This is a genomic window from Pseudomonas alvandae (assembly GCF_019141525.1).
GTDB lineage: Bacteria > Pseudomonadota > Gammaproteobacteria > Pseudomonadales > Pseudomonadaceae > Aquipseudomonas > Aquipseudomonas alvandae.
The window spans coordinates 5,263,179-5,282,122 of the sequence record NZ_CP077080.1 but is presented as its reverse complement, the minus strand read 5'-3'; the positions used below and the strand labels follow the sequence as shown (position 1 = coordinate 5,282,122).

Genomic DNA, 18,944 nt, shown 5'->3' with positions numbered 1-18,944 from the left:
GGACGTTTTTTCACAGGAGTTCCGGGTGGACGATTACCAGCAGACGATACGCACCTTGTCCGATCGCATTGTGCTGGCGCAGACGCCGATTCGCATTCTCGACGCGGTGAAGTGGGACGAGAACATCCGCAAGGGGTTTCTCAAGGCCAAGGGTAAGGAACTGCCGGCGGTGGACCGCGATTATTACCTCAACCGCCCCCTGTCGTTCGACTCCAGCAAAGTGAAGCTGGAGTTCCAGAACATCGAGCGCGACATCACCCGCCAGCTCGGGCAGTTCAACCCGGTTGGCCAGATCATGCGTCGCATGTGCAAGGAATACCGCATGGTGGTGCGCATGCTCGAAGCGCGCGGCACCGAGGATTTCGGGCTGATCTCACAGGAACTGTACGGCGCCGCCTCCGACGCCTTCCACGCTGGCGATCCGACCCTGGCCGACCTGGGCCTGATGCTCTCCGATTACCTGAACAACATCGACGGCCGTGGCGACCTCAAGGACGAACCCAAGGTGCTCAGCGCCAAGGAAGCCGTCGGCCTGTTGCAACACCGCCTCAACCGGGTGTTCGGCGAGGCCGAGGAAACCATCCGCGTGTTCGAGTCCGACGGCATCGTCGCTGACGCGGCGGCGGGCGCCGACTACATCAAGATCCGCACCGACGCGATGTTCAACGAGCGCGACGTCCGGGCGCTGGAAGTCCACGAAGGACTGGTGCACGTCGGCACCACCCTCAACGGCTTGAACCAGCCGATCTGCACCTTCCTGTCCAAGGGCCCGCCCTCGTCGACGGTGACCCAGGAAGGCCTGGCGATCCTCATGGAAATCATCACCTTCGCCTCCTACCCGAGTCGCCTGCGCAAGCTCACCAACCGCACCCGGGCCATTCATATGGTGGAGGAGGGGGCCGATTTCCTGCAGGTGTTCGAGTTCTTCCGCGAACAGGGTTTTGAAATGGCCGAAAGCTACGGCAACGCCAGCCGGGTGTTCCGTGGCTCGGTGCCGACCGGTCTGCCATTCACCAAAGACTTGTCCTACCTCAAGGGCTTCATCATGGTTTACAACTACATTCAGCTCGCCGTGCGCAAAGGCAAGCTGGAGCAGGTGCCGCTGCTGTTCTGCGGCAAGACCACCCTGGAGGACATGCGCACGTTGCGCCAGTTGGTGGATGAAGGCCTGGTCGTACCGCCCAAGTACCTGCCCGAGCAGTTCCGTGACATGAATGCACTGTCGGCCTGGATGTGCTTCTCCAACTTCTTGAACCACCTGAGCCTGGATCGGATCGAAGCGGATTATTCGAACATCCTTTAACCACAACACCGTCCCCCTGTGGGAGCGGGCTTGCTCGCGAAAGCGGTGTGTCAGCTAAGGATAATATTGACTGACACACCGCCTTCGCGAGCAAGCCCGCTCCCACAAAGGACGGTGTTTCAATTCTGATTTTTGCGAGGCTTCACCGGATGCGAAACCTCGGCATCATTTGCCTGCTGCTGGCCCTGGGCGGTTGCAGCTCCCTGCTGTTCTACCCGGAACGCGGCCTGCCGTTCACGCCGGAGCGGGCCAAGCTCGAATACCGCGACGTCACCCTGGCCACCGCTGATGGCCTGAAGCTGCATGGCTGGTGGCTGCCGGTGAAGCCGGGTGTAGAGGTCAAGGGCACGGTGCTGCACCTGCACGGCAATGGCGGCAACCTGGCCTGGCACCTCGGCGGGAGCTGGTGGTTGCCGGAGCAGGGTTATCAGGTGTTGATGGTCGATTATCGTGGCTATGGTGTTTCCGAAGGCGAGCCGAGCCTGCCGGCGATTTACCAGGACATCGATGCGGCATTCAAATGGCTCGACGATGCGCCCGAGGTCCGGGGCAAGCCGTTGGTGCTGCTCGGCCAGAGCCTGGGTGGCGCATTGGCGGTGCATTATCTGGTCGAGCATCCCCAGCGCCAGCAGCAGCTCAAGGCTTTGGTGCTGGACGGGGTGCCCGCCAGCTACCGCGATGTCGGGCGTTTCGCCCTCGGCACGTCGTGGCTGACCTGGGCGTTCCAAGTGCCGCTGTCGTGGCTGGTGCCGGACGGTGACAGCGCCATCGGCTCGATCGCGCAATTGAACGGCGTGCCAAAACTGATCTACCACAGCCTCGATGACCCGATCGTGCCTCTTTCCAACGGCATCCGCTTGTATCAAGCTGCGCCGCCGCCCCGGGTGTTGCAACTGACCCGTGGCGGGCATGTGCAGACCTTCGCCGACCCGACCTGGCGAACCGTGATGCTGCGCTACCTCGACGACCCCCAGCATTTCGATGGCCTGCGCCGCCTGGGTGAAGTCCCTAATTATCCGAAATCCCCTGTTGAACCATCCGAGAACCCGCAATGAGCGAAGAACGTAACGCCATCCCCCTGATCATCACCGGTATCTGCAGCATCCTCGGCACTGTCGCGGTGCTGTGGTACTACGGCTACCTGCATTTCGCCAAGCCCGAGGATGCGTTGCTGCTCAACCAGTTCACCATGCTCAAGACCGTGCCGGGCGAGGACTACAAGGTCTCCCTGGAGCCGGCGCCGCAGGTCGCCCAGTGCATCGATGGCGTGCTGGTGTTGTTCGACACCGAGCAGAAAGGCCTGACCGGCGTGCTGATCAACGAGAAGAAGCGTGCAGTGCGGTGCATGGGGCAGGAAACCCCGCAAAAACTGCAGCCGTAATCCAATCTCAAGGACACCGCTATCCCTTGTGGGAGCGAGCTTGCTCGCGATAGCGGCATTACAGTCAACAGAGATGGTGCCTGTCCCACCGCCATCGCGAGCAAGCTCGCTCCCACAGGGAAGGGGTACAGCCAAATATATGCGGCCATGAAAAAGCCCCGCCTGACGAAACCAGGCGGGGCTTTTCAGTTGCACTCAACCGATCAGTTGGCGCTCATGGTCGAACGCGGGGCGACGGGCTGGTTGTCGTTGGAGATGGTCACTTCCACGCGACGGTTCATGGCGCGGCCCGAGACGCTGGTGTTATCGGCGACCGGGAATTCCTTGCCATAACCCTGGGTCACGATGCGGGCTGGATCGACGCCCATTTTCACCAGGGCCGTGCGCACGGAGCTGGCACGGCGCTCGGACAGCGACTGGTTGTAGGAGTCCGAGCCGGTGCTGTCGGTGTAGCCTTCGATGATCACCTTGCGATCCGGATTTTCCTGGAGGAATTGCGCAAGCTTGCTCACGTTGGTCATGCCGCTGGTGCGCAGGTCGGATTTGTTGGTGGCAAACAGCACGTCGCCGAAGGTCACCAGGGTACCGCGCTCGGTCTGCTTGGCGTTGAGGCTGTCCTGCAACTGCTTGATCTGCGCGTTACGGGCTTCCAGCAATGCACGGGCGCGTTCGTCACCGGCGTTTTTCAGTTCGGCTTCGGCGTTGCGCAGGGCGATGGTCTGCTTGGCCACTTCGACGCGCTGGTTGGTCAGGTAGGCCAACTGGTCGACCTTGGCTTCGTCTTCGTTATCCAGGTAGGCCTTGTCGGCCTTGGCCAGGAAATCGGCGGCATCCTTGGTTTCCAGCGCAGCCACTTTGGTCGCCGCCGGATCGGCCTGCAGCCCGTTGTAGTTGGTGCGGGCCTGTTCCAGGTTCGCGTTCGGATCGTGGGAGCAAGCGGCCAGGGCTACGCAGGCGGCAAGCAGGGCGGGCATCATGAAATGTTTGTGCGTCATAGTCTGTCGTCCTTTTATCGATGAGAAATACGTCGTGGCGTGAGCGGTTTACTGAACCTTGTTCATGCCTTCCTGACGCAGTTCCTGAACCCCTTTCTGAGAGTCCTTGAGAGCCTGTTCGGCCTTGGCGGCCTGGGCCTTGCGCTCAGCGACGCGGGCATCCCATTCGGCCTGTTCGGCCAGACGCTTGGCCTCTTCGTAGTTCTCGTCGTGCATGGCGATTTCGGCTTGCTTGAGTTTGTCCTGGGCCGATTTCATTTCCACCGCGGCGAACTCGGTGCCACCGGCGCTGACGGCGCTGTTGACCGCCGATTGCGTGACCGCATATTGCTCCGACGGTGGATTGCCGGCACAACCGGCCAGGATGAAGCTGCTACCGATAGCCAGGGCAGCCAACTTCAGGCCGCGCAGGCCAGTGGATGAGGGTTTGGCAGTGCAGGTATTCATAGGCTTCAACTCCATTGGAAAACTCCTGAAAAAACACGAATCCATGCTGGGACCGAAGCCGTGACGTCTGTTTTGGCGCGGGCGCCAGGGCGCGTTTATTTAAACGGCCGTTCCAGTATGGTTACTCGGTGTGACCCGAGGCGTTTTTCAAAAGTTCAGGCAAGGATGGCCATTCGCCAAAAGAATTGCTGACTGATCGGTCAGGGGCAAAAAAGCTGAACTTTCAAGGCGTGCAGCGGTATTACGGGCGCCGTGAGGCGTGCATTTTTTTGGGCGAGGCGCGTGTAGGAACTGCCGAGCGAAGCGGGGCTGCGATCTTTTGATCTTTCACTCGGAACTCGAGTATCAGAAGAACGATCGCAGCCTCGCTTCGCTCGGCAGCTCCACAGGGGGCAGGAGTCAGTGTTTGGATTTGTCGTTCTGCGAGGAAAGTTCATGCAGATGGCGGCGGGACAATGCGAGGAACCGCGGGGTCGGCCCGACGTCTTCGTACAGCGGATCGCCTTCTTCATCGGTGGCCACTACCTGCGATCCCCTGACGTAGGGAAAGCTGGCTTCCAGCTCTTCCAGTGCCGCGCCGATGAGCTCGCCGAGCAATTCTTCAGGGTGGCGCTTGGGGTACATGTCGCAGATGGCCGCCAGGCGTGCCGCGGCCTCGACGTCGAGATGAATCGTGTAGCCGGTCTGGGTCAGGCGACCCTTGGCGTTTTCTTCCCAATGCTGGGCAAGCTCACGGATTTTCATGATGACCTCAATAGCCCTGCTTTTGGCGGGCGCGATAGTGACAAGCCGTCGTGTGGCTTATCCATGAGACTAGCTTTGCCTGACAAGGTTTAAAGTCCCTTCGTCGCTTGTCATTAACGACTGGCATCGGCACTCTCTCCTACAAAGCTGTCCGGACCTTTTTGCTGGAGAACTGCTGATGACCGATATCGATGCCCGCTTGCGCGAGGACGTCCACCTGCTCGGCGAGCTGCTGGGCAACACCATTCGCGACCAGTACGGGGACACCTTTCTCGACAAGATCGAGCAGATCCGCAAGGGCGCCAAGGCTGATCGCCGTGGTTCCATGGACGCCGAGCTGAGCGCCAGCCTCAACCAGTTGAGCGAGGATGAACTGCTGCCGGTGGCGCGGGCGTTCAACCAGTTCCTCAACTTGGCCAACATCGCCGAGCAATACCAATTGATTCATCGGCGCGAAGAATCCAAGCCTGCACCGTTCGAAGCGCGAGTGCTGCCCGAACTGCTGGCGCGCCTGCGTGCCGAAGGCCACAGCGCTGAATCGCTGGCCAGGCAATTGGGCCGGCTGGACATCGAACTGGTTCTCACCGCCCACCCCACCGAAGTCGCCCGGCGTACGCTGATCCAGAAATACGACGCCATTGCTGCGCAATTGGCCGCCCAGGATCACCGCGACCTCACCAGCGCCGAGCGCGCGCAAATCCACCAGCGCTTGCAACGGTTGATCGCCGAAGCCTGGCACACCGAAGAAATTCGCCGGACCCGGCCCACGCCCGTGGACGAGGCCAAGTGGGGTTTCGCGGTGATCGAGCATTCGCTGTGGCACGCCATCCCCAATTACCTGCGCAAGGCCGACCAGGCCCTTCACGCCGCCACCGGGCTGCGCTTGCCCCTGGAAGCCGCGCCGATCCGCTTTGCCTCGTGGATGGGCGGCGACCGTGACGGTAACCCGAACGTCACCGCCGCAGTCACCCGTGAGGTGCTGTTGCTGGCGCGTTGGATGGCGGCGGACCTTTATCTGCGCGATGTCGATCACCTGGCGGCGGACCTGTCCATGCAAAAGGCCAGCGATGCCTTGCGTACCCAGGCCGGGGAGAGTGCCGAACCCTATCGCGCGGTTCTCAAGCAATTGCGTGAGCGCCTGCGGGCCACGCGCAACTGGGCCCAGGCTTCCTTGAAGGCCGCGACGCCGGCCAGCGCCGAGGTGCTGCAGAACAACCGCGAACTGCTCGATCCGCTGGAGTTGTGCTACCAGTCCCTGCACGAATGCGGCATGGGCGTGATCGCCGACGGACCGCTGCTTGATTGCCTGCGCCGCGCCGTGACCTTCGGACTGTTCCTCGTGCGCCTCGATGTGCGCCAGGATTCGACTCGCCATACGACGGCCATGACCGAGATCACCGATTACCTCGGGCTTGGGCGTTATGAAGACTGGAATGAAGAGCAGCGCATCAGTTTCCTGCTGGAAGAGTTGAATAACCGTCGTCCATTGTTGCCGCCACATTTCAAGCCGTCGGCCGATACCGCCGAAGTCCTGGCGACCTGCCGGGAAGTCGCGGCGGCACCTGCGGCGTCCCTGGGTTCCTACGTGATCTCCATGGCCGGCGCGGCTTCCGACGTGCTGGCGGTGCAGCTGCTGCTCAAGGAAGCCGGCGTGCTGCGGCCGATGCGGGTAGTGCCGCTGTTCGAAACCCTTGCCGACCTGGATAACGCCGGGCCGGTGATGGAGCGTCTTTTGTCGCTGCCCGGCTACCGTGCACGCCTGCAAGGGCCTCAGGAAGTGATGATCGGCTATTCCGATTCGGCCAAGGACGCCGGCACCACGGCGGCGGCCTGGGCGCAATATCGGGCGCAGGAGCGCTTGGTGGATATCTGTCGCGAGCAGCAAGTCGAACTGCTGCTGTTCCACGGTCGCGGGGGCACGGTGGGCCGTGGCGGTGGCCCGGCGCATGCGGCGATCCTGTCTCAGCCGCCGGGTTCGGTGGCCGGTCGGTTCCGCACCACTGAACAGGGCGAAATGATTCGTTTCAAATTTGGCCTGCCAGACATCGCCGAACAGAACCTCAACCTTTATCTCGCTGCGGTGCTGGAGGCGACCCTGCTGCCACCGCCGCCGCCCACGCCAGAATGGCGTCATTTGATGGACGAGCTGGCCGCCGACGGCGTCCGAGCCTATCGCGCCGTGGTGCGGGAAAATCCGCAATTCGTCGAGTATTTCCGCCAGTCCACGCCGGAGCAGGAATTGGGCCGGCTGCCCCTGGGCAGTCGGCCGGCCAAGCGCCGCGCCGGAGGTATCGAAAGCCTACGGGCGATTCCGTGGATCTTCGGCTGGACCCAGACGCGCCTGATGCTGCCGGCCTGGCTCGGTTGGGAAACCGCCTTGGGCAAGGCGCTGGAGCGCGGCGAGGGTGAGTTGCTCGGGCAGATGCGCGAGCAATGGCCGTTCTTCCGTACCCGCATCGACATGCTCGAGATGGTGCTGGCCAAGGCCGACGCTGACATTGCCCAGTCCTATGATGAGCGTCTGGTGGAGCCGGCACTGCTGCCGTTGGGCGTGCATTTACGCGACCTATTGTCGCAGGCCTGCGCGGTGGTCCTGGGGTTGACCGGCCAGTCGCAGCTACTGGCACATAGCCCAGACACGCTGGAATTCATTCGCCTGCGCAACACCTACCTCGACCCGCTCCACCTGTTGCAGGCCGAACTGTTGGCGCGTTCGCGGCAGCAGGACGTTGCCCAGGGCAGCCCCGTGGAACAGGCGTTGCTGGTGTCTGTGGCAGGGATCGCCGCCGGTTTGCGCAACACCGGTTGACGTCGGGGCGTTGCGTGAAACAGCTCGCCCGGTTCGCCCGGGCGTAGCCGTTTGCGGGGAAGGGCAGGTCGACCAGGCGACAGTTTGTTGCCCGGTTGCGACTCTCGCCACCTCATACAAAGGTCGCGTCGGGCGCGGGTTCCTCCGACTTTCGGCGGCTTGTGTGGCTCGGGCCTGCTGTGTATCTTGAGCAGCCTTTGACCGTTTGGGCGGTCACGATCCTGTTTTTCGAAGATTGGCCCCACGAGGCGAATCCGAGCGTTTTACATAAAAAAATTGAGGAGCACATCGATGCGCGTCATTCTGCTGGGAGCTCCCGGGGCCGGTAAAGGTACTCAGGCAAAGTTCATCACCGAGAAATTCGGTATCCCGCAAATCTCCACCGGCGACATGCTGCGTGCCGCGGTCAAGGCTGGCACCCCATTGGGTGTTCAAGCCAAGAGCATCATGGATGCCGGCGGCCTGGTGTCGGATGACCTGATCATCGCCCTGGTCAAGGATCGCATCGCTCAACCGGACTGCGCCAATGGCTTCCTGTTCGACGGTTTCCCGCGCACCATTCCCCAGGCTGAAGCCCTGGTGACTGCCGGAGTGGAGCTCGATCACGTGGTCGAAATCGCGGTAGATGACGAAGAAATCGTCCAGCGCATTGCCGGCCGTCGCGTTCACGAAGCGTCCGGTCGTGTCTATCACACCGTCTACAACCCGCCAAAGGTCGCCGGCAAGGACGACGTGACTGGCGACGAGCTGGTGCAACGCAAGGACGACACTGAAGAAACCGTGCGTCATCGCCTGTCGGTCTACCATTCCCAGACCAAGCCGCTGGTGGACTTCTACCAGAAGCTGTCCGCTGCCCAGGGCAAGCCGAAGTACAGCCACATCCCGGGCGTTGGCTCGGTCGATGCGATCACCGGCAAGGTGCTTGAAGCGCTGAGCTGAAAAGTCTGATCAGTTGCATCGACGACGGCCCGCTTGCGGGCCGTAGTTGTTTATACTGGCGCACTTTTTCCCCACCTGATTTACGGACACATCGATGAGCACCTTGCTGGCCCTGGACACCGCGACCGAAGCTTGCTCCGTTGCCTTGCTGCACGACGGCAAGGTCACGAGCCATTACGAGGTGATCCCGCGCCTGCACGCGCAGAAGTTGTTGCCAATGATCCAGCAGTTGTTGAGCGACGCCGGGACGACCTTGCAAGCGGTTGACGCAATTGCCTTTGGCCGTGGGCCCGGGGCGTTCACCGGCGTGCGGATCGCCATTGGCGTCGTGCAGGGCCTGGCCTTTGCCCTGGAACGTCCGGTATTGCCGGTGTCGAACCTGGCGGTGCTGGCCCAGCGTGCCTTGCGCGAACACGGCGCGCGCCAGGTGGCGGCTGCCATTGATGCACGCATGGACGAGGTGTACTGGGGCTGTTATCGCGAAACCGATGGCGAGATGCGCCTGGTGGGCCGTGAAGCAGTATTGCCACCCGAGTCGGCGGCATTGCCGGAAGAGGCGAGTGGCGATTGGTTCGGCGCCGGTACCGGGTGGGGCTATGGCGAGCGGATCGGCGCCAGCGTTGGCGGCCAGGACGCGTCGATGCTGCCCCATGCCGAAGACCTGCTGGCGCTGGCACGCTTCGCTTGGGAGCGCGGCGAGGCCATTGCGGCCGATGAGGCGCAGCCGGTTTACCTGCGGGACAAGGTCGCAACGCCCAAGTCCGAGCGCTAAACAAGCATTACCCCATCCAAAGGCGAGCGCAGTTGTGGCGAGGGGATTTATCCCCGCCCGAGTGCGCAGCACTCGTCAAGTGTGTGGCTGACAAAACAATGTCGGGGGCGCTGCGCGCCCAGCGGGGATAAATCCCCTCGCCACGAGGCATTCTTCAGCCCCTGGACTTCCAGCCAAAAAGTCATTGTCCGATCCAAAAGTCACACCCAACCTTGCCAGTCGTCACTTTTTCAGCCTGTTTTTAAACCTTTTTGACTTTATGTGTTCTAGTTATCACTTGCGCATTTGCGCGGCTGCGAATGTGCCGCTAAATTGCCATCATTGATACCGAGCATTTTGTCATGCGTATAGACGGCGTTTCATCACAGTCCTATCCCATCAAGCGTCGGCCTCGTGCGGGTAAAGCCGCTGAGCCCGAAACCTTCGATGACATCGATGGCGACCTGGAACTTCCGTCCGAAGAGCAACTGGCCGCCCGTGCCGCCAAAGCCTCCGCGCAACGCCTGAGCAATCTCCCCGCCCGCCAGCAAGACATGCTGTACCACCGCGCCATGAGCCGCAGTGTCGCCACGGCCCTTGCCAGCTATTTGAGCACTGCCGGTTTTGTCGACTGGGATATGGAAGTGCTGGGGCTCGACCTCTACATCTGATGCGGCTGCCTTATTACCTCGGCTGCCCGTCCTGGAGTGAAAACGCCTGGCGCGATTACCTTTATCCCCAGGACACCAAGAGCTCCGACTTCCTGAATCTCTATAGCCAGGTCTTCAACGCCGTGGAAGGCAACACGACCTTCTATGCGAGCCCGTCTGCGGCCACCGTCCAGCGCTGGGCGGAAATCATGCCCGAACATTTTCGTTTCACGGCCAAGATTCCGGGCGACATCAGTCACGGCGGTGACTTGCGCGAACACCTGACCGCCGCCGAAACCTTCGTTCAATTGCTCAGCCCGCTGGGCGAGCGGGTTTCGCCGTTCTGGCTGCAACTGTCCAAGGCGTTCACGCCCAATCGGCTATCGGAGCTGGCAGCTTTCATCGACGCTTTCCCGCGACCGTTGGCCGTCGAGGTCCGTCACGATGAGTTCTTCGCCAAGGGCGATGCCGAGCGCCAGCTCAATCGCCTGTTGCTCGATCGCGGCGTGGAACGTATCTGCCTCGATCCACGGGGTTTGTTCAGCTGTGCCTCGACCGATCCCTCAGTGATCCATGCCCAATATAAAAAGCCACGGGTGCCTACGCGGCCAGCAGCGTTCACCCAATGCCCACAGGTGCGCTTCGTCGGCCATCCCGTGGTGGAAGCCAACGAGCCGTTCCTGACGCCTTGGGTGGAGAAAATCGCCGAGTGGATCGAAGAAGGGCGCACGCCGTACATGTTCCTGCACACCGCCGACAACCTCCTGGCGGCAAGACTCGCGATGCATTTTCACAGCCGCTTGATGAGCCGTTTGCCTGGCTTGCCGGCCCTGCCTGAGCTATATAGAGAACCCGCCGCCGAGCAACTGGGTTTGCTCTGAGGCGATCTCTTCCCTAGTTCAGGAGTGACTTTCATGGATGCACAAACCCGGCGAGCCCAGGCGTTCAAGGCCTTGCACGAGCGTGAAGGGGCGTTTGTCATTCCCAATCCGTGGGATGCCGGTTCGGCCAAGATGCTCGCCACCCTTGGCTTCGAAGCCTTGGCCACCACCAGTGCCGGCTACGCTTTTTCCCTGGCGAGACCCGATGGTGGGCTGGCCCTGGATGACACACTGGCCAACGTGCGAGCGATCGTGGCGGCCACGGATTTGCCAGTGGCCGTCGACCTGGAGAACGGTTTCGCCGATGCGCCCGAAGCCTGTGCCCAGAGCCTGCTGCGTGCGGCAGAAGCCGGCGCGGTAGGCGGCTCGATCGAAGATGCCACCGGGCGCGTCGACAGTCCTATTTATTGTTTCGATCATGCCGTGGCGCGAGTCAAAGCCGCCGCCGAGGCTGTGCGGAGCCTGCCTTTTCCTTTTCTGCTGACCGCCCGGGCGGAGAATTTCCTGCACGGCAAACCCGACCTGGACGACACCATTCGACGCTTGAAGGCGTTCGCCGACGCAGGTGCCGACGTGCTCTACGCGCCGGGGTTGAGCAGCGCCGAACAAGTCCTCGCTGTGGTCCGGGCCGTGGCGCCCAAGCCGGTGAATGTGCTGATGTCCGGCGCGCTGGACCTCACCGTGGCACAGTTGAGCGAACTGGGCGTCAAGCGCATCAGCGTCGGATCGGCCCTGGCACTGGCGGCCTACGGCGAGTTCTTCCGCGCTGCCGAGGAGATCCAGCAGCAGGGGACGTTCACCTTCACCCGTCGCTCGATGCCGTACAGTCAGGCCAATCAATTATTCAAGGGTTGATGCCCGAGGCGTTGTCGTGCGGTTTTTCAAAGTGTTGATGGTATTGGCGCTGGTTGCTGGCGCTGCGGTATTTGGGGTTTGGCGCGGCTGGCTGTCGGTGCCGCCGCAATGGAATCCCTGGGCGCCGTTGGACGTCAACGTTCCGCCGAACCTGCTGACCCGCTACAAGCTGATGGCCCTGCGCAACGACCCGCAACTGTGCGACCAGGCGCTTGCGACATCAGGGCTTCGCACCGCTCGCCAGGCGGACAGCGGCGCCAACACGACGTGTCCGTTGACCAATGTGTTGCGGGTGCAGGGCGGCGAGGTGGCATTGAGCAGCAGCTTCCTGGCCAGCTGCCCGCTGGCCGTGGCCTTCGCGTTGTTCGAGCGCCATGCACTGCAGCCGGCGGCAACGGCGGTTTATGGGCAGAAGGTCACGCGGGTCGATCACTTGGGCAGCTTTGCCTGTCGCAATATGTACGGTCGTGAAAGCGGCGCGCGCAGCCAGCATGCCACCGCCAGCGCGCTCGACATCGCCGGGTTTCGCCTGGCCGATGGGCGCGCGGTCAGCGTGCTCAAGGACTGGCCGAAGGACAGCACCGATGCGCAGTTCCTGCGGCAGGTGCGCGACGGCGCCTGCGACATGTTCAGTGTGGTGTTGAGTCCGGACTACAACGCGGCGCACCGCAACCATTTTCATCTGGATGTCGGGCCGTGGTGGATCTGTCGGTAAGAATCAGGCGGCGATGCGCAGGTTCTGCAGCACGATCGGCCGTGCCCAGCGAGTGTCGAAATCGAGTTGTTTCTGTTGTGCCACCAATTCCTCTTCCGGGAACGGCGGGAAGGGTTTGTCCAACAGCTCGAGTTCGAACTCGGCAATCGGCAGGTGCAACGGACGCGGTTGTGGTGCCGGGCCCGGATCTGGCAGGGGTTGGCCGGCGGTGAGAACGATCGGGCGGACCCAATTGCTCTCGAAGGTCTGCTGCTTTTGCTGGGCGACGATTTCTTCCGGCGGGAAGGGTGGGAACGGCTTGTCCAGCAAATCAAGTTCGAACTCGGCGATCGGCAGGAACAGCGGCTCGGGTGGCTTGACCTGGGTCTCAGTCACATCGCAGGTGCGTTGGCTGACGATGTGTTCCAGCAGTTCGGCGCCGAGGGTCGGTTCAACCGCTTCATCGAGGGCGACGGGCTGGTAGCTGCCTGGCGCCGGTGCGTTTTCACCCAACTGATCGGCCAGGGCCCGGGCGAAAAAATCCTGCCACAGGTGACTGACGCCGCTCAGCGCTTGGGTGTTACGCAGGCTGTAATCGCCGTAAGGGGAGATAACGCCTATCGATGTGGATTGAATGTCTGACATTTTTCTCGGTCGACGCTCAGCTCTGGCAAAATGCCGTTCACCGTTGTTATCGGCCGTTTTTGCCGATCCTTAATTTTTTGAGCGTGTTTTCATGATTGAGCAACCCGCGGCCTGCCGCATCCACGTCGAGGCCCTGGCCCCGGCCTTCCAGGCGCAAGCCGAGCAATGGGCCGAGCGGCTTGGCCTGCCGTTGCAAGTAGACGATGGCGAGTTTGCCTTGCAGGTTGGCGAGCAGGGTTTGCAATTGCAGCAACTGGGGCCGGACGCGCCGGGACCGGTGCGGGTGGACTTCGTCGAGGGTGGCGCGGCCCATCGTCGGTTGTACGGCGGCGGCAGCGGCCAGATGATCGCCAAGGCCGTCGGTGTCGCCCAAGGTGTGCGTCCTCGGGTACTCGACGCCACGGCTGGGCTGGGCAAGGACGCGTTCGTGCTGGCGAGCCTGGGCTGCGAAATGAGCCTGATCGAGCGCCAGCCGCTGATCGGCGCCTTGCTGGAAGATGGCCTGGCCCGTGGCGCGGAGGATTTCGACGTGGCGCTGATCGTGGCGCGCATGCGTTTGCTCAAGGGCAATTCCATCGAGGTGATGCGCACCTGGGAAGGCGAGCCGCCCCAGGTAATCTACCTGGACCCGATGTTCCCTCATAGGGAGAAAACCGCCCTGGTGAAGAAAGAGATGCGCCTGTTCCGGCCATTGGTGGGTGATGACAATGACGCCCCGGCGCTGTTGGCCGCGGCACTGGCGCTGGCGACCCACCGGGTGGTGGTGAAGCGTCCTCGCAAGGCGCCTTGCATCGAAGGGCCGAAGCCGAGTCATGGGTTGGAGGGCAAGTCCAGTCGGTACGACATCTATCCCAAGAAAGCGCTCAAGGCTTGAGATCGCGGTGCCTTCGTTCGCGAGCCTGCTCGCGAAGGGGCTTCCTATGCTGAAATGATGGCGCTGGAAAACTAAGCCCGATAAGCTCGCACAAACAACCCCACCACTTCCTGCACATGAGTCTCGGCCGACTCGGCGTCCTGCGGCCCATCGCAGCCGTACAGCAACCGGAAATTCGCCGCGCCCTTGATCAGGCAGAAGAAATGCTCGGCGGCATTTCGCGGTTTGTCGATGCTCAAGGCGCCGCTCTGGTTGACCTTACTCAGCAAGCGCTCCATGCCTGAGAGCATGCGTTGCGGGCCGGCCTCGTAGAAAATCGTCGAAAGTTTCGGATCCTGGCTGCCCAAGGCAATCATCAACCGATGCAGGTTGACCGATTCGTCGCTGTTGATCAGTTGATTGAAACCACGGGCGATGTTCAGCAACACGTGCTCAATGGGAACGCCATCAGGCCATTCGAAAAAAAGCGTCGGTACCTGCTCCTCGCACTTGGCAATCACCGCGGCGGCAAACAGGGTTTCCTTGTCGTTGAAGTGACTGTAGACCGTCAGCTTCGACACGCCGGCCTCGGTCGCCACGGCATCCATGCTGGTACTGGCGTAACCCAGGCTCAGGAACAGACGTTTCGCGGCGTCGAGAATGGCTTGGCGCTTGGCCAGATCCTTTGGGCGACCGGGGCCGCTGGGAGGGAGAGGATTGTTCGACATTATTCGCTTTTAATACTGGACTGGTGAGTTTGCTATTAATAACATACTCGCCAGTATAATTATTCCAAGCACCATTAGCGAAAGGTCATCCACCATGTTCCGCTATGTCCTGCCCCTCGCCCTGCCAGTCAGCCTGGCTTTTTTATTGTCTGCGTGTGGCCACGATGAGCCGGTCGCCGCTGTCGTCCGCCCCGCCATGGTGGTCAAGCCAGAGCCTTCGGCCTTGGCGATGGACAGTTATCCTGGCGAAGTGCGGGCGCGGTTCGAACCGGACCTGGCGTTTCGCATTGGCGGCAAAGTGAGCCGACGGTTGGTCGAAGAGGGGCAGCGGGTCAAGGCTAATCAATCCTTGGCTGAACTCGATCCTGAAGATGTACGCCTGCAACTGGAAGCGAGCCGGGCCCAGGTCGCCGCCGCCGAGGCCAACTTGAGCCTGGTGCGCGCCGAGCGCGACCGCTACAAGACCTTGATGGAACGGCAGATGGTCAGCCGCTCCCAATACGACAACGCCGAGAATCTCTATCGCTCCGGGGCCGCGCGGCTCAAGCAGATCAAGGCTGAATTCGATGTCGCCAGCAACCAGGCGAGCTATTCCGTATTGCGCGCGCCCCAGGATGGCGTCGTGGCCCGGCGTTCGGTGGAGGTCGGTCAAGTGGTGTCGGCCGGGCAAACGGTCTTCACGCTGGCCACCGACGGTGAGCGTGAGGTGCTGATCAGCTTGCCTGAGCAGAGCTTCGGTCGCTTCAAGATCGGCCAGCCGGTTTCGGTGGAGCTGTGGAGCCAACCCGACCAGCGCTTCAGCGGGCACATCCGCGAGCTCTCGCCCGCCGCCGACCCGAAATCCCGCACCTTCGCCGCTCGCGTCGCGTTCACCGCCGGCAGCGTCCCGGCGGAACTGGGCCAGAGCGCCCGGGTGTTTATCCAGAATGCCGAAAAGGTCCCGCTGTCAGTGCCGCTGTCGGCCCTCACCGCCGAAAACGGCGCGACCTACGTCTGGGTGGTCAACGCCAACAACACCCTCAAGAAAGTCCCGGTCCGTGTCGGTGCCTTTGGCGAAAAGACCGTGCCGGTACTTGAAGGCCTGGGCGCCAACGATTGGGTGGTCGCCGCGGGCGTGCATGTGCTCCTCGATGGCCAGCAGGTGCGGCCGGTGGATCGCTCCAACCGCGTGGTCAACCTGGCGGCCAAGGAGTAATCCCCGATGGGTTTCAATCTTTCCGAATGGGCGTTGCGCAACCGCCAGATCGTACTGTTCCTGATGCTGTTGCTGGCAATCGTCGGAGCACTTTCCTACACCAAGCTCGGCCAGAGCGAAGACCCGCCGTTCACCTTCAAGGCCATGGTCATCCGCACGATCTGGCCCGGCGCCACGGCTGAGGAAGTGTCGCGCCAGGTCACCGAGCGTATCGAAAAGAAGCTGATGGAGACCGGCGATTACGAAAAGATCGTCTCGTTCTCCCGCCCGGGGGAATCCCAAGTGACTTTCGCGGCGCGTGATTCCATGCATTCGGCGCAGATTCCCGAGCTGTGGTATCAGTTGCGCAAGAAGATCGGCGACATTCGCCACACCTTGCCGCCGGATGTCCAGGGGCCGTTCTTCAACGATGAATTCGGCACCACCTTCGGCAATATCTACGCGCTGACCGGCGAAGGTTTCGACTATGCCGTGCTCAAGGATTACGCCGATCGCATCCAGCTCCAGCTGCAGCGGGTCAAGGATGTGGGCAAGGTCGAACTGATCGGTTTGCAGGACGAGAAGATCTGGATCGAGTTGTCGAACGTTAAGCTGGCGACCCTCGGCCTGCCCTTGGCGGCGGTCCAGCAGGCCCTTGAAGAGCAGAACACGGTTTCCACCGCCGGCTTCTTCGAAACCGGCAGCGAGCGTTTGCAGCTACGAGTCTCGGGGAATTTCCAGACCGTGGAAGAGATCCGCAACTTCCCGATCCGGGTCGGCGATCGTACGTTCCGTATCAGCGACCTGGCGGACGTGCGCCGCGGTTTCAACGACCCGCCGGCGCCCCGCATGCGCTTCATGGGCGAGGACGCCATCGGCCTGGCCGTGGCGATGAAGCAAGGCGGGGATATCCTGATTCTGGGCAAGGCCCTTGAGGTCGACTTTGCTCGCCTCCAGAACTCACTGCCGGCCGGCATGCAATTGCACAAGGTGTCGGACCAGCCGGCGGCGGTGAAAACCGGCGTCGGTGAGTTCGTCCAGGTGCTGGTGGAAGCGCTGACCATCGTGCTGCTGGTGAGCTTCTTCTCCCTCGGGCTGCGCACCGGGATGGTGGTGGCGCTGGCGATTCCGCTGGTGCTGGCGATGACCTTCGCGGCGATGTATTACCTGGGCATCGGCCTGCACAAGATATCCCTCGGCGCGCTGGTCCTGGCGCTGGGTCTGCTGGTGGACGACGCGATCATTGCGGTGGAGATGATGGCGATCAAGATGGAGCAGGGCTTCGACCGGATCAAGGCAGCCAGCTTCGCCTGGACCAGCACGGCGTTTCCGATGCTCACCGGCACCTTGATCACGGCGGCGGGGTTCCTGCCGATCGCCACCGCTCAATCGGGCACGGGGGAATACACCCGGTCGATTTTCCAGGTGGTCACCCTTGCGTTGCTGGCGTCCTGGGTCGCCGCGGTGGTGTTCGTGCCGTACCTGGGGGAAAAATTCCTCCCGGACCTGGCGAAGATTCATGCGGCCAAGCATGGCACGGTCGACGGCCAGCCAGATCCCTACGGCACGCCGTTCTACCAACGTGTGCGGCGCCTGGTGGAATGGTGCGTGCGCCGGCGCAAAACGGTCATCGCATTGACTGTGCTGTTGTTCCTGGGCTCGGTGGTGCTGTTTCGTTTTGTCCCGCAGCAGTTTTTCCCGGCGTCGGGGCGACTGGAACTGATGGTCGACCTGAAACTCGCCGAAGGCGCTTCCTTGGTCAATACCGCGGAACAGGTCAAGCGCCTGGAAGCGCTGCTCAAGGATCACGCCGGCATCGACAATTATGTTGCCTACGTCGGCACCGGATCACCGCGTTTCTATCTGCCGCTGGACCAGCAACTGCCGGCGCCAAGCTTCGCCCAATTCGTGGTGCTGGCCAAGACCATCGAAGACCGCGAGCCGTTGCGCAGTTGGCTGATCAGCACCCTGAACGAGCAGTTCCCGACGTTGCGCTCGCGGGTGACACGCCTGGAGAACGGTCCGCCGGTGGGCTACCCGGTGCAGTTCCGCGTGACGGGCGAGCACATCGAGGTAGTCCGGGCCCTGGCGCGGAAAGTGGCGACGAAGGTCCGGGAAAATCCCTACGTTGCCAATGTACATCTGGACTGGGAAGAGCCGAGCAAGGTGGTGTATCTGAATATCGACCAGGACCGCGCCCGGGCCTTGGGGGTGACCACCGCCAATCTGTCCAGCTTCCTGCAAAGTTCTCTGACCGGATCCAGTGTCAGCCAATACCGGGAAGACAACGAGCTGATCGAGATCCTGCTGCGCGGCACCGTGCATGAGCGCACCGAGCTTTCGCGGCTGCCAAGCCTGGCGGTGCCCACCGACAACGGTGCGAGCGTTGCGCTGTCGCAGATCGCGACACTGGAGTATGGCTTCGAAGAGGGCGTGATCTGGCATCGCAACCGTCTGCCGAGCGTGACCGTTCGGGCCGATATCTACGGCAAGGAACAGCCGGCGACCCTGGTCCAGCAGATCTTCCCGACCCTGGACGCGATTCAAGCGGAACTGCCGGACGGCTATTTGCTGGAAGTGGGTGGCACCGTGGAGGACTCGGCCCGTGGCCAGAAATCAGTGAACGCCGGTGTGCCGCTGTTCATCGTGGTGGTGCTGACGTTGTTGATGCTGCAATTGCGCAGCTTCTCCCGCACGGCGATGGTGTTCCTCACCGCGCCGCTGGGGTTGATTGGTGTCACGCTGTTTCTGTTGGTGTTCCGCCAGCCGTTCGGTTTCGTCGCCATGCTCGGCACCATCGCGCTGTCTGGCATGATCATGCGCAACTCGGTGATCCTGGTGGACCAGATCGAACAGGACATCAAGGCCGGGCTTGCGCCATGGCAGGCGATCATCGAAGCGACGGTGCGACGATTCCGCCCGATCGTGCTCACCGCGCTGGCGGCGGTGCTGGCGATGATTCCGCTGTCGCGCAGCCTGTTCTTCGGCCCGATGGCGGTGGCGATCATGGGGGGGCTGATTGTGGCGACAGCGTTGACGCTGCTGTTCCTGCCGGCGCTGTATGCGGCGTGGTTCAGGGTCAAGAAGACCTGACC

General features: G+C 62.1%; 18 protein-coding genes. 13 read left to right on the top strand and 5 right to left on the bottom strand.

Annotated elements, in window-relative coordinates:
- The first annotated feature begins 25 nt into the window (after nt 1-25).
- From KSS97_RS23485 to KSS97_RS23475, 3 genes are all read left to right on the top strand, one after another.
- The gene (locus KSS97_RS23485; protein ID WP_181289143.1) at nt 26-1,303 is read left to right on the top strand and encodes a flavohemoglobin expression-modulating QEGLA motif protein; all 1,278 of its coding nucleotides are present in this window, start codon (nt 26-28) and stop codon (nt 1,301-1,303) included.
- Nucleotides 1,304-1,452: 149 nt separating this feature from the next.
- Nucleotides 1,453-2,358: an alpha/beta hydrolase gene (locus KSS97_RS23480; protein WP_217860256.1), complete on the top strand. Its 906-nt coding sequence runs from the start codon at nt 1,453-1,455 to the stop codon at nt 2,356-2,358.
- Complete coding sequence (locus tag KSS97_RS23475; RefSeq protein ID WP_030139524.1) at nt 2,355-2,684, top strand: PA3694 family proteiin; 330 nt, start codon at nt 2,355-2,357, stop codon at nt 2,682-2,684. Before KSS97_RS23480 ends, KSS97_RS23475 begins: the two co-directional genes overlap by 4 nt.
- Nucleotides 2,685-2,887: 203 nt before the next feature.
- Here KSS97_RS23475 and lptF read toward each other — a convergent pair whose 3' ends face one another.
- The 3 genes from lptF to KSS97_RS23460 form a co-directional block, all read right to left on the bottom strand.
- Complete coding sequence (lptF, locus tag KSS97_RS23470) at nt 2,888-3,679, bottom strand: lipotoxin F family OmpA-related lipoprotein LptF (RefSeq protein ID WP_198796327.1); 792 nt, start codon at nt 3,677-3,679, stop codon at nt 2,888-2,890.
- A gap of 48 nt (nt 3,680-3,727) precedes the next feature.
- Nucleotides 3,728-4,141 (bottom strand): DUF4398 domain-containing protein, encoded by a 414-nt coding sequence (locus tag KSS97_RS23465; RefSeq protein WP_014336761.1) that lies wholly within the window; start codon nt 4,139-4,141, stop codon nt 3,728-3,730.
- A gap of 384 nt (nt 4,142-4,525) precedes the next feature.
- Nucleotides 4,526-4,870, bottom strand: coding sequence for a hypothetical protein (locus KSS97_RS23460; protein WP_030139522.1), 345 nt, complete (start codon nt 4,868-4,870; stop codon nt 4,526-4,528).
- 178 nt (nt 4,871-5,048) lie between these two features.
- Between KSS97_RS23460 and ppc the strand changes: the two genes are divergently transcribed.
- The 7 genes from ppc to KSS97_RS23425 all read left to right on the top strand — a co-directional run bounded on the left by ppc (nt 5,049) and on the right by KSS97_RS23425 (nt 12,470).
- On the top strand, nt 5,049-7,679 hold the full coding sequence (ppc, locus tag KSS97_RS23455) for a phosphoenolpyruvate carboxylase (RefSeq protein ID WP_217860255.1): 2,631 nt from the start codon (nt 5,049-5,051) through the stop codon (nt 7,677-7,679).
- Between the two features lie 291 nt (nt 7,680-7,970).
- Nucleotides 7,971-8,618 (top strand): adenylate kinase, encoded by a 648-nt coding sequence (gene adk / locus KSS97_RS23450; protein ID WP_030139520.1) that lies wholly within the window; start codon nt 7,971-7,973, stop codon nt 8,616-8,618.
- A 94-nt stretch (nt 8,619-8,712) separates the two neighbouring features.
- Complete coding sequence (gene tsaB / locus KSS97_RS23445; RefSeq protein WP_217860254.1) at nt 8,713-9,390, top strand: tRNA (adenosine(37)-N6)-threonylcarbamoyltransferase complex dimerization subunit type 1 TsaB; 678 nt, start codon at nt 8,713-8,715, stop codon at nt 9,388-9,390.
- A gap of 341 nt (nt 9,391-9,731) precedes the next feature.
- Nucleotides 9,732-10,040: a hypothetical protein gene (locus KSS97_RS23440; protein ID WP_030139518.1), complete on the top strand. Its 309-nt coding sequence runs from the start codon at nt 9,732-9,734 to the stop codon at nt 10,038-10,040.
- Nucleotides 10,040-10,900, top strand: a complete 861-nt coding sequence (locus tag KSS97_RS23435) for a DUF72 domain-containing protein (protein WP_030139517.1) — start codon at nt 10,040-10,042, stop codon at nt 10,898-10,900. The genes KSS97_RS23440 and KSS97_RS23435 overlap by 1 nt, the downstream gene beginning before the upstream one ends.
- 33 nt (nt 10,901-10,933) lie before the next feature.
- Nucleotides 10,934-11,755: an isocitrate lyase/PEP mutase family protein gene (locus tag KSS97_RS23430; RefSeq protein WP_217860253.1), complete on the top strand. Its 822-nt coding sequence runs from the start codon at nt 10,934-10,936 to the stop codon at nt 11,753-11,755.
- Between the two features lie 16 nt (nt 11,756-11,771).
- Complete coding sequence (locus KSS97_RS23425) at nt 11,772-12,470, top strand: extensin-like domain-containing protein (protein ID WP_217860252.1); 699 nt, start codon at nt 11,772-11,774, stop codon at nt 12,468-12,470.
- A gap of 3 nt (nt 12,471-12,473) precedes the next feature.
- Here KSS97_RS23425 and KSS97_RS23420 read toward each other — a convergent pair whose 3' ends face one another.
- Nucleotides 12,474-13,094, bottom strand: a complete 621-nt coding sequence (locus tag KSS97_RS23420) for an energy transducer TonB (RefSeq protein WP_217860251.1) — start codon at nt 13,092-13,094, stop codon at nt 12,474-12,476.
- A gap of 91 nt (nt 13,095-13,185) precedes the next feature.
- Between KSS97_RS23420 and KSS97_RS23415 the strand changes: the two genes are divergently transcribed.
- Nucleotides 13,186-13,968 carry a class I SAM-dependent methyltransferase gene (locus KSS97_RS23415; protein WP_438269614.1) on the top strand — a complete coding sequence of 261 codons (783 nt, stop codon included), beginning with the start codon at nt 13,186-13,188 and terminating at the stop codon, nt 13,966-13,968.
- A 71-nt stretch (nt 13,969-14,039) separates the two neighbouring features.
- Here the strand turns inward: KSS97_RS23415 and KSS97_RS23410 are convergent, their stop codons facing one another.
- The gene (locus KSS97_RS23410) at nt 14,040-14,675 is read right to left on the bottom strand and encodes a TetR/AcrR family transcriptional regulator (RefSeq protein ID WP_217860250.1); all 636 of its coding nucleotides are present in this window, start codon (nt 14,673-14,675) and stop codon (nt 14,040-14,042) included.
- A gap of 94 nt (nt 14,676-14,769) precedes the next feature.
- Between KSS97_RS23410 and KSS97_RS23405 the strand changes: the two genes are divergently transcribed.
- Nucleotides 14,770-15,870 carry an efflux RND transporter periplasmic adaptor subunit gene (locus tag KSS97_RS23405; RefSeq protein ID WP_030139511.1) on the top strand — a complete coding sequence of 367 codons (1,101 nt, stop codon included), beginning with the start codon at nt 14,770-14,772 and terminating at the stop codon, nt 15,868-15,870.
- A gap of 6 nt (nt 15,871-15,876) precedes the next feature.
- Nucleotides 15,877-18,942, top strand: a complete 3,066-nt coding sequence (locus tag KSS97_RS23400) for an efflux RND transporter permease subunit (protein ID WP_217860249.1) — start codon at nt 15,877-15,879, stop codon at nt 18,940-18,942.
- Nucleotides 18,943-18,944: the final 2 nt, after the last annotated feature.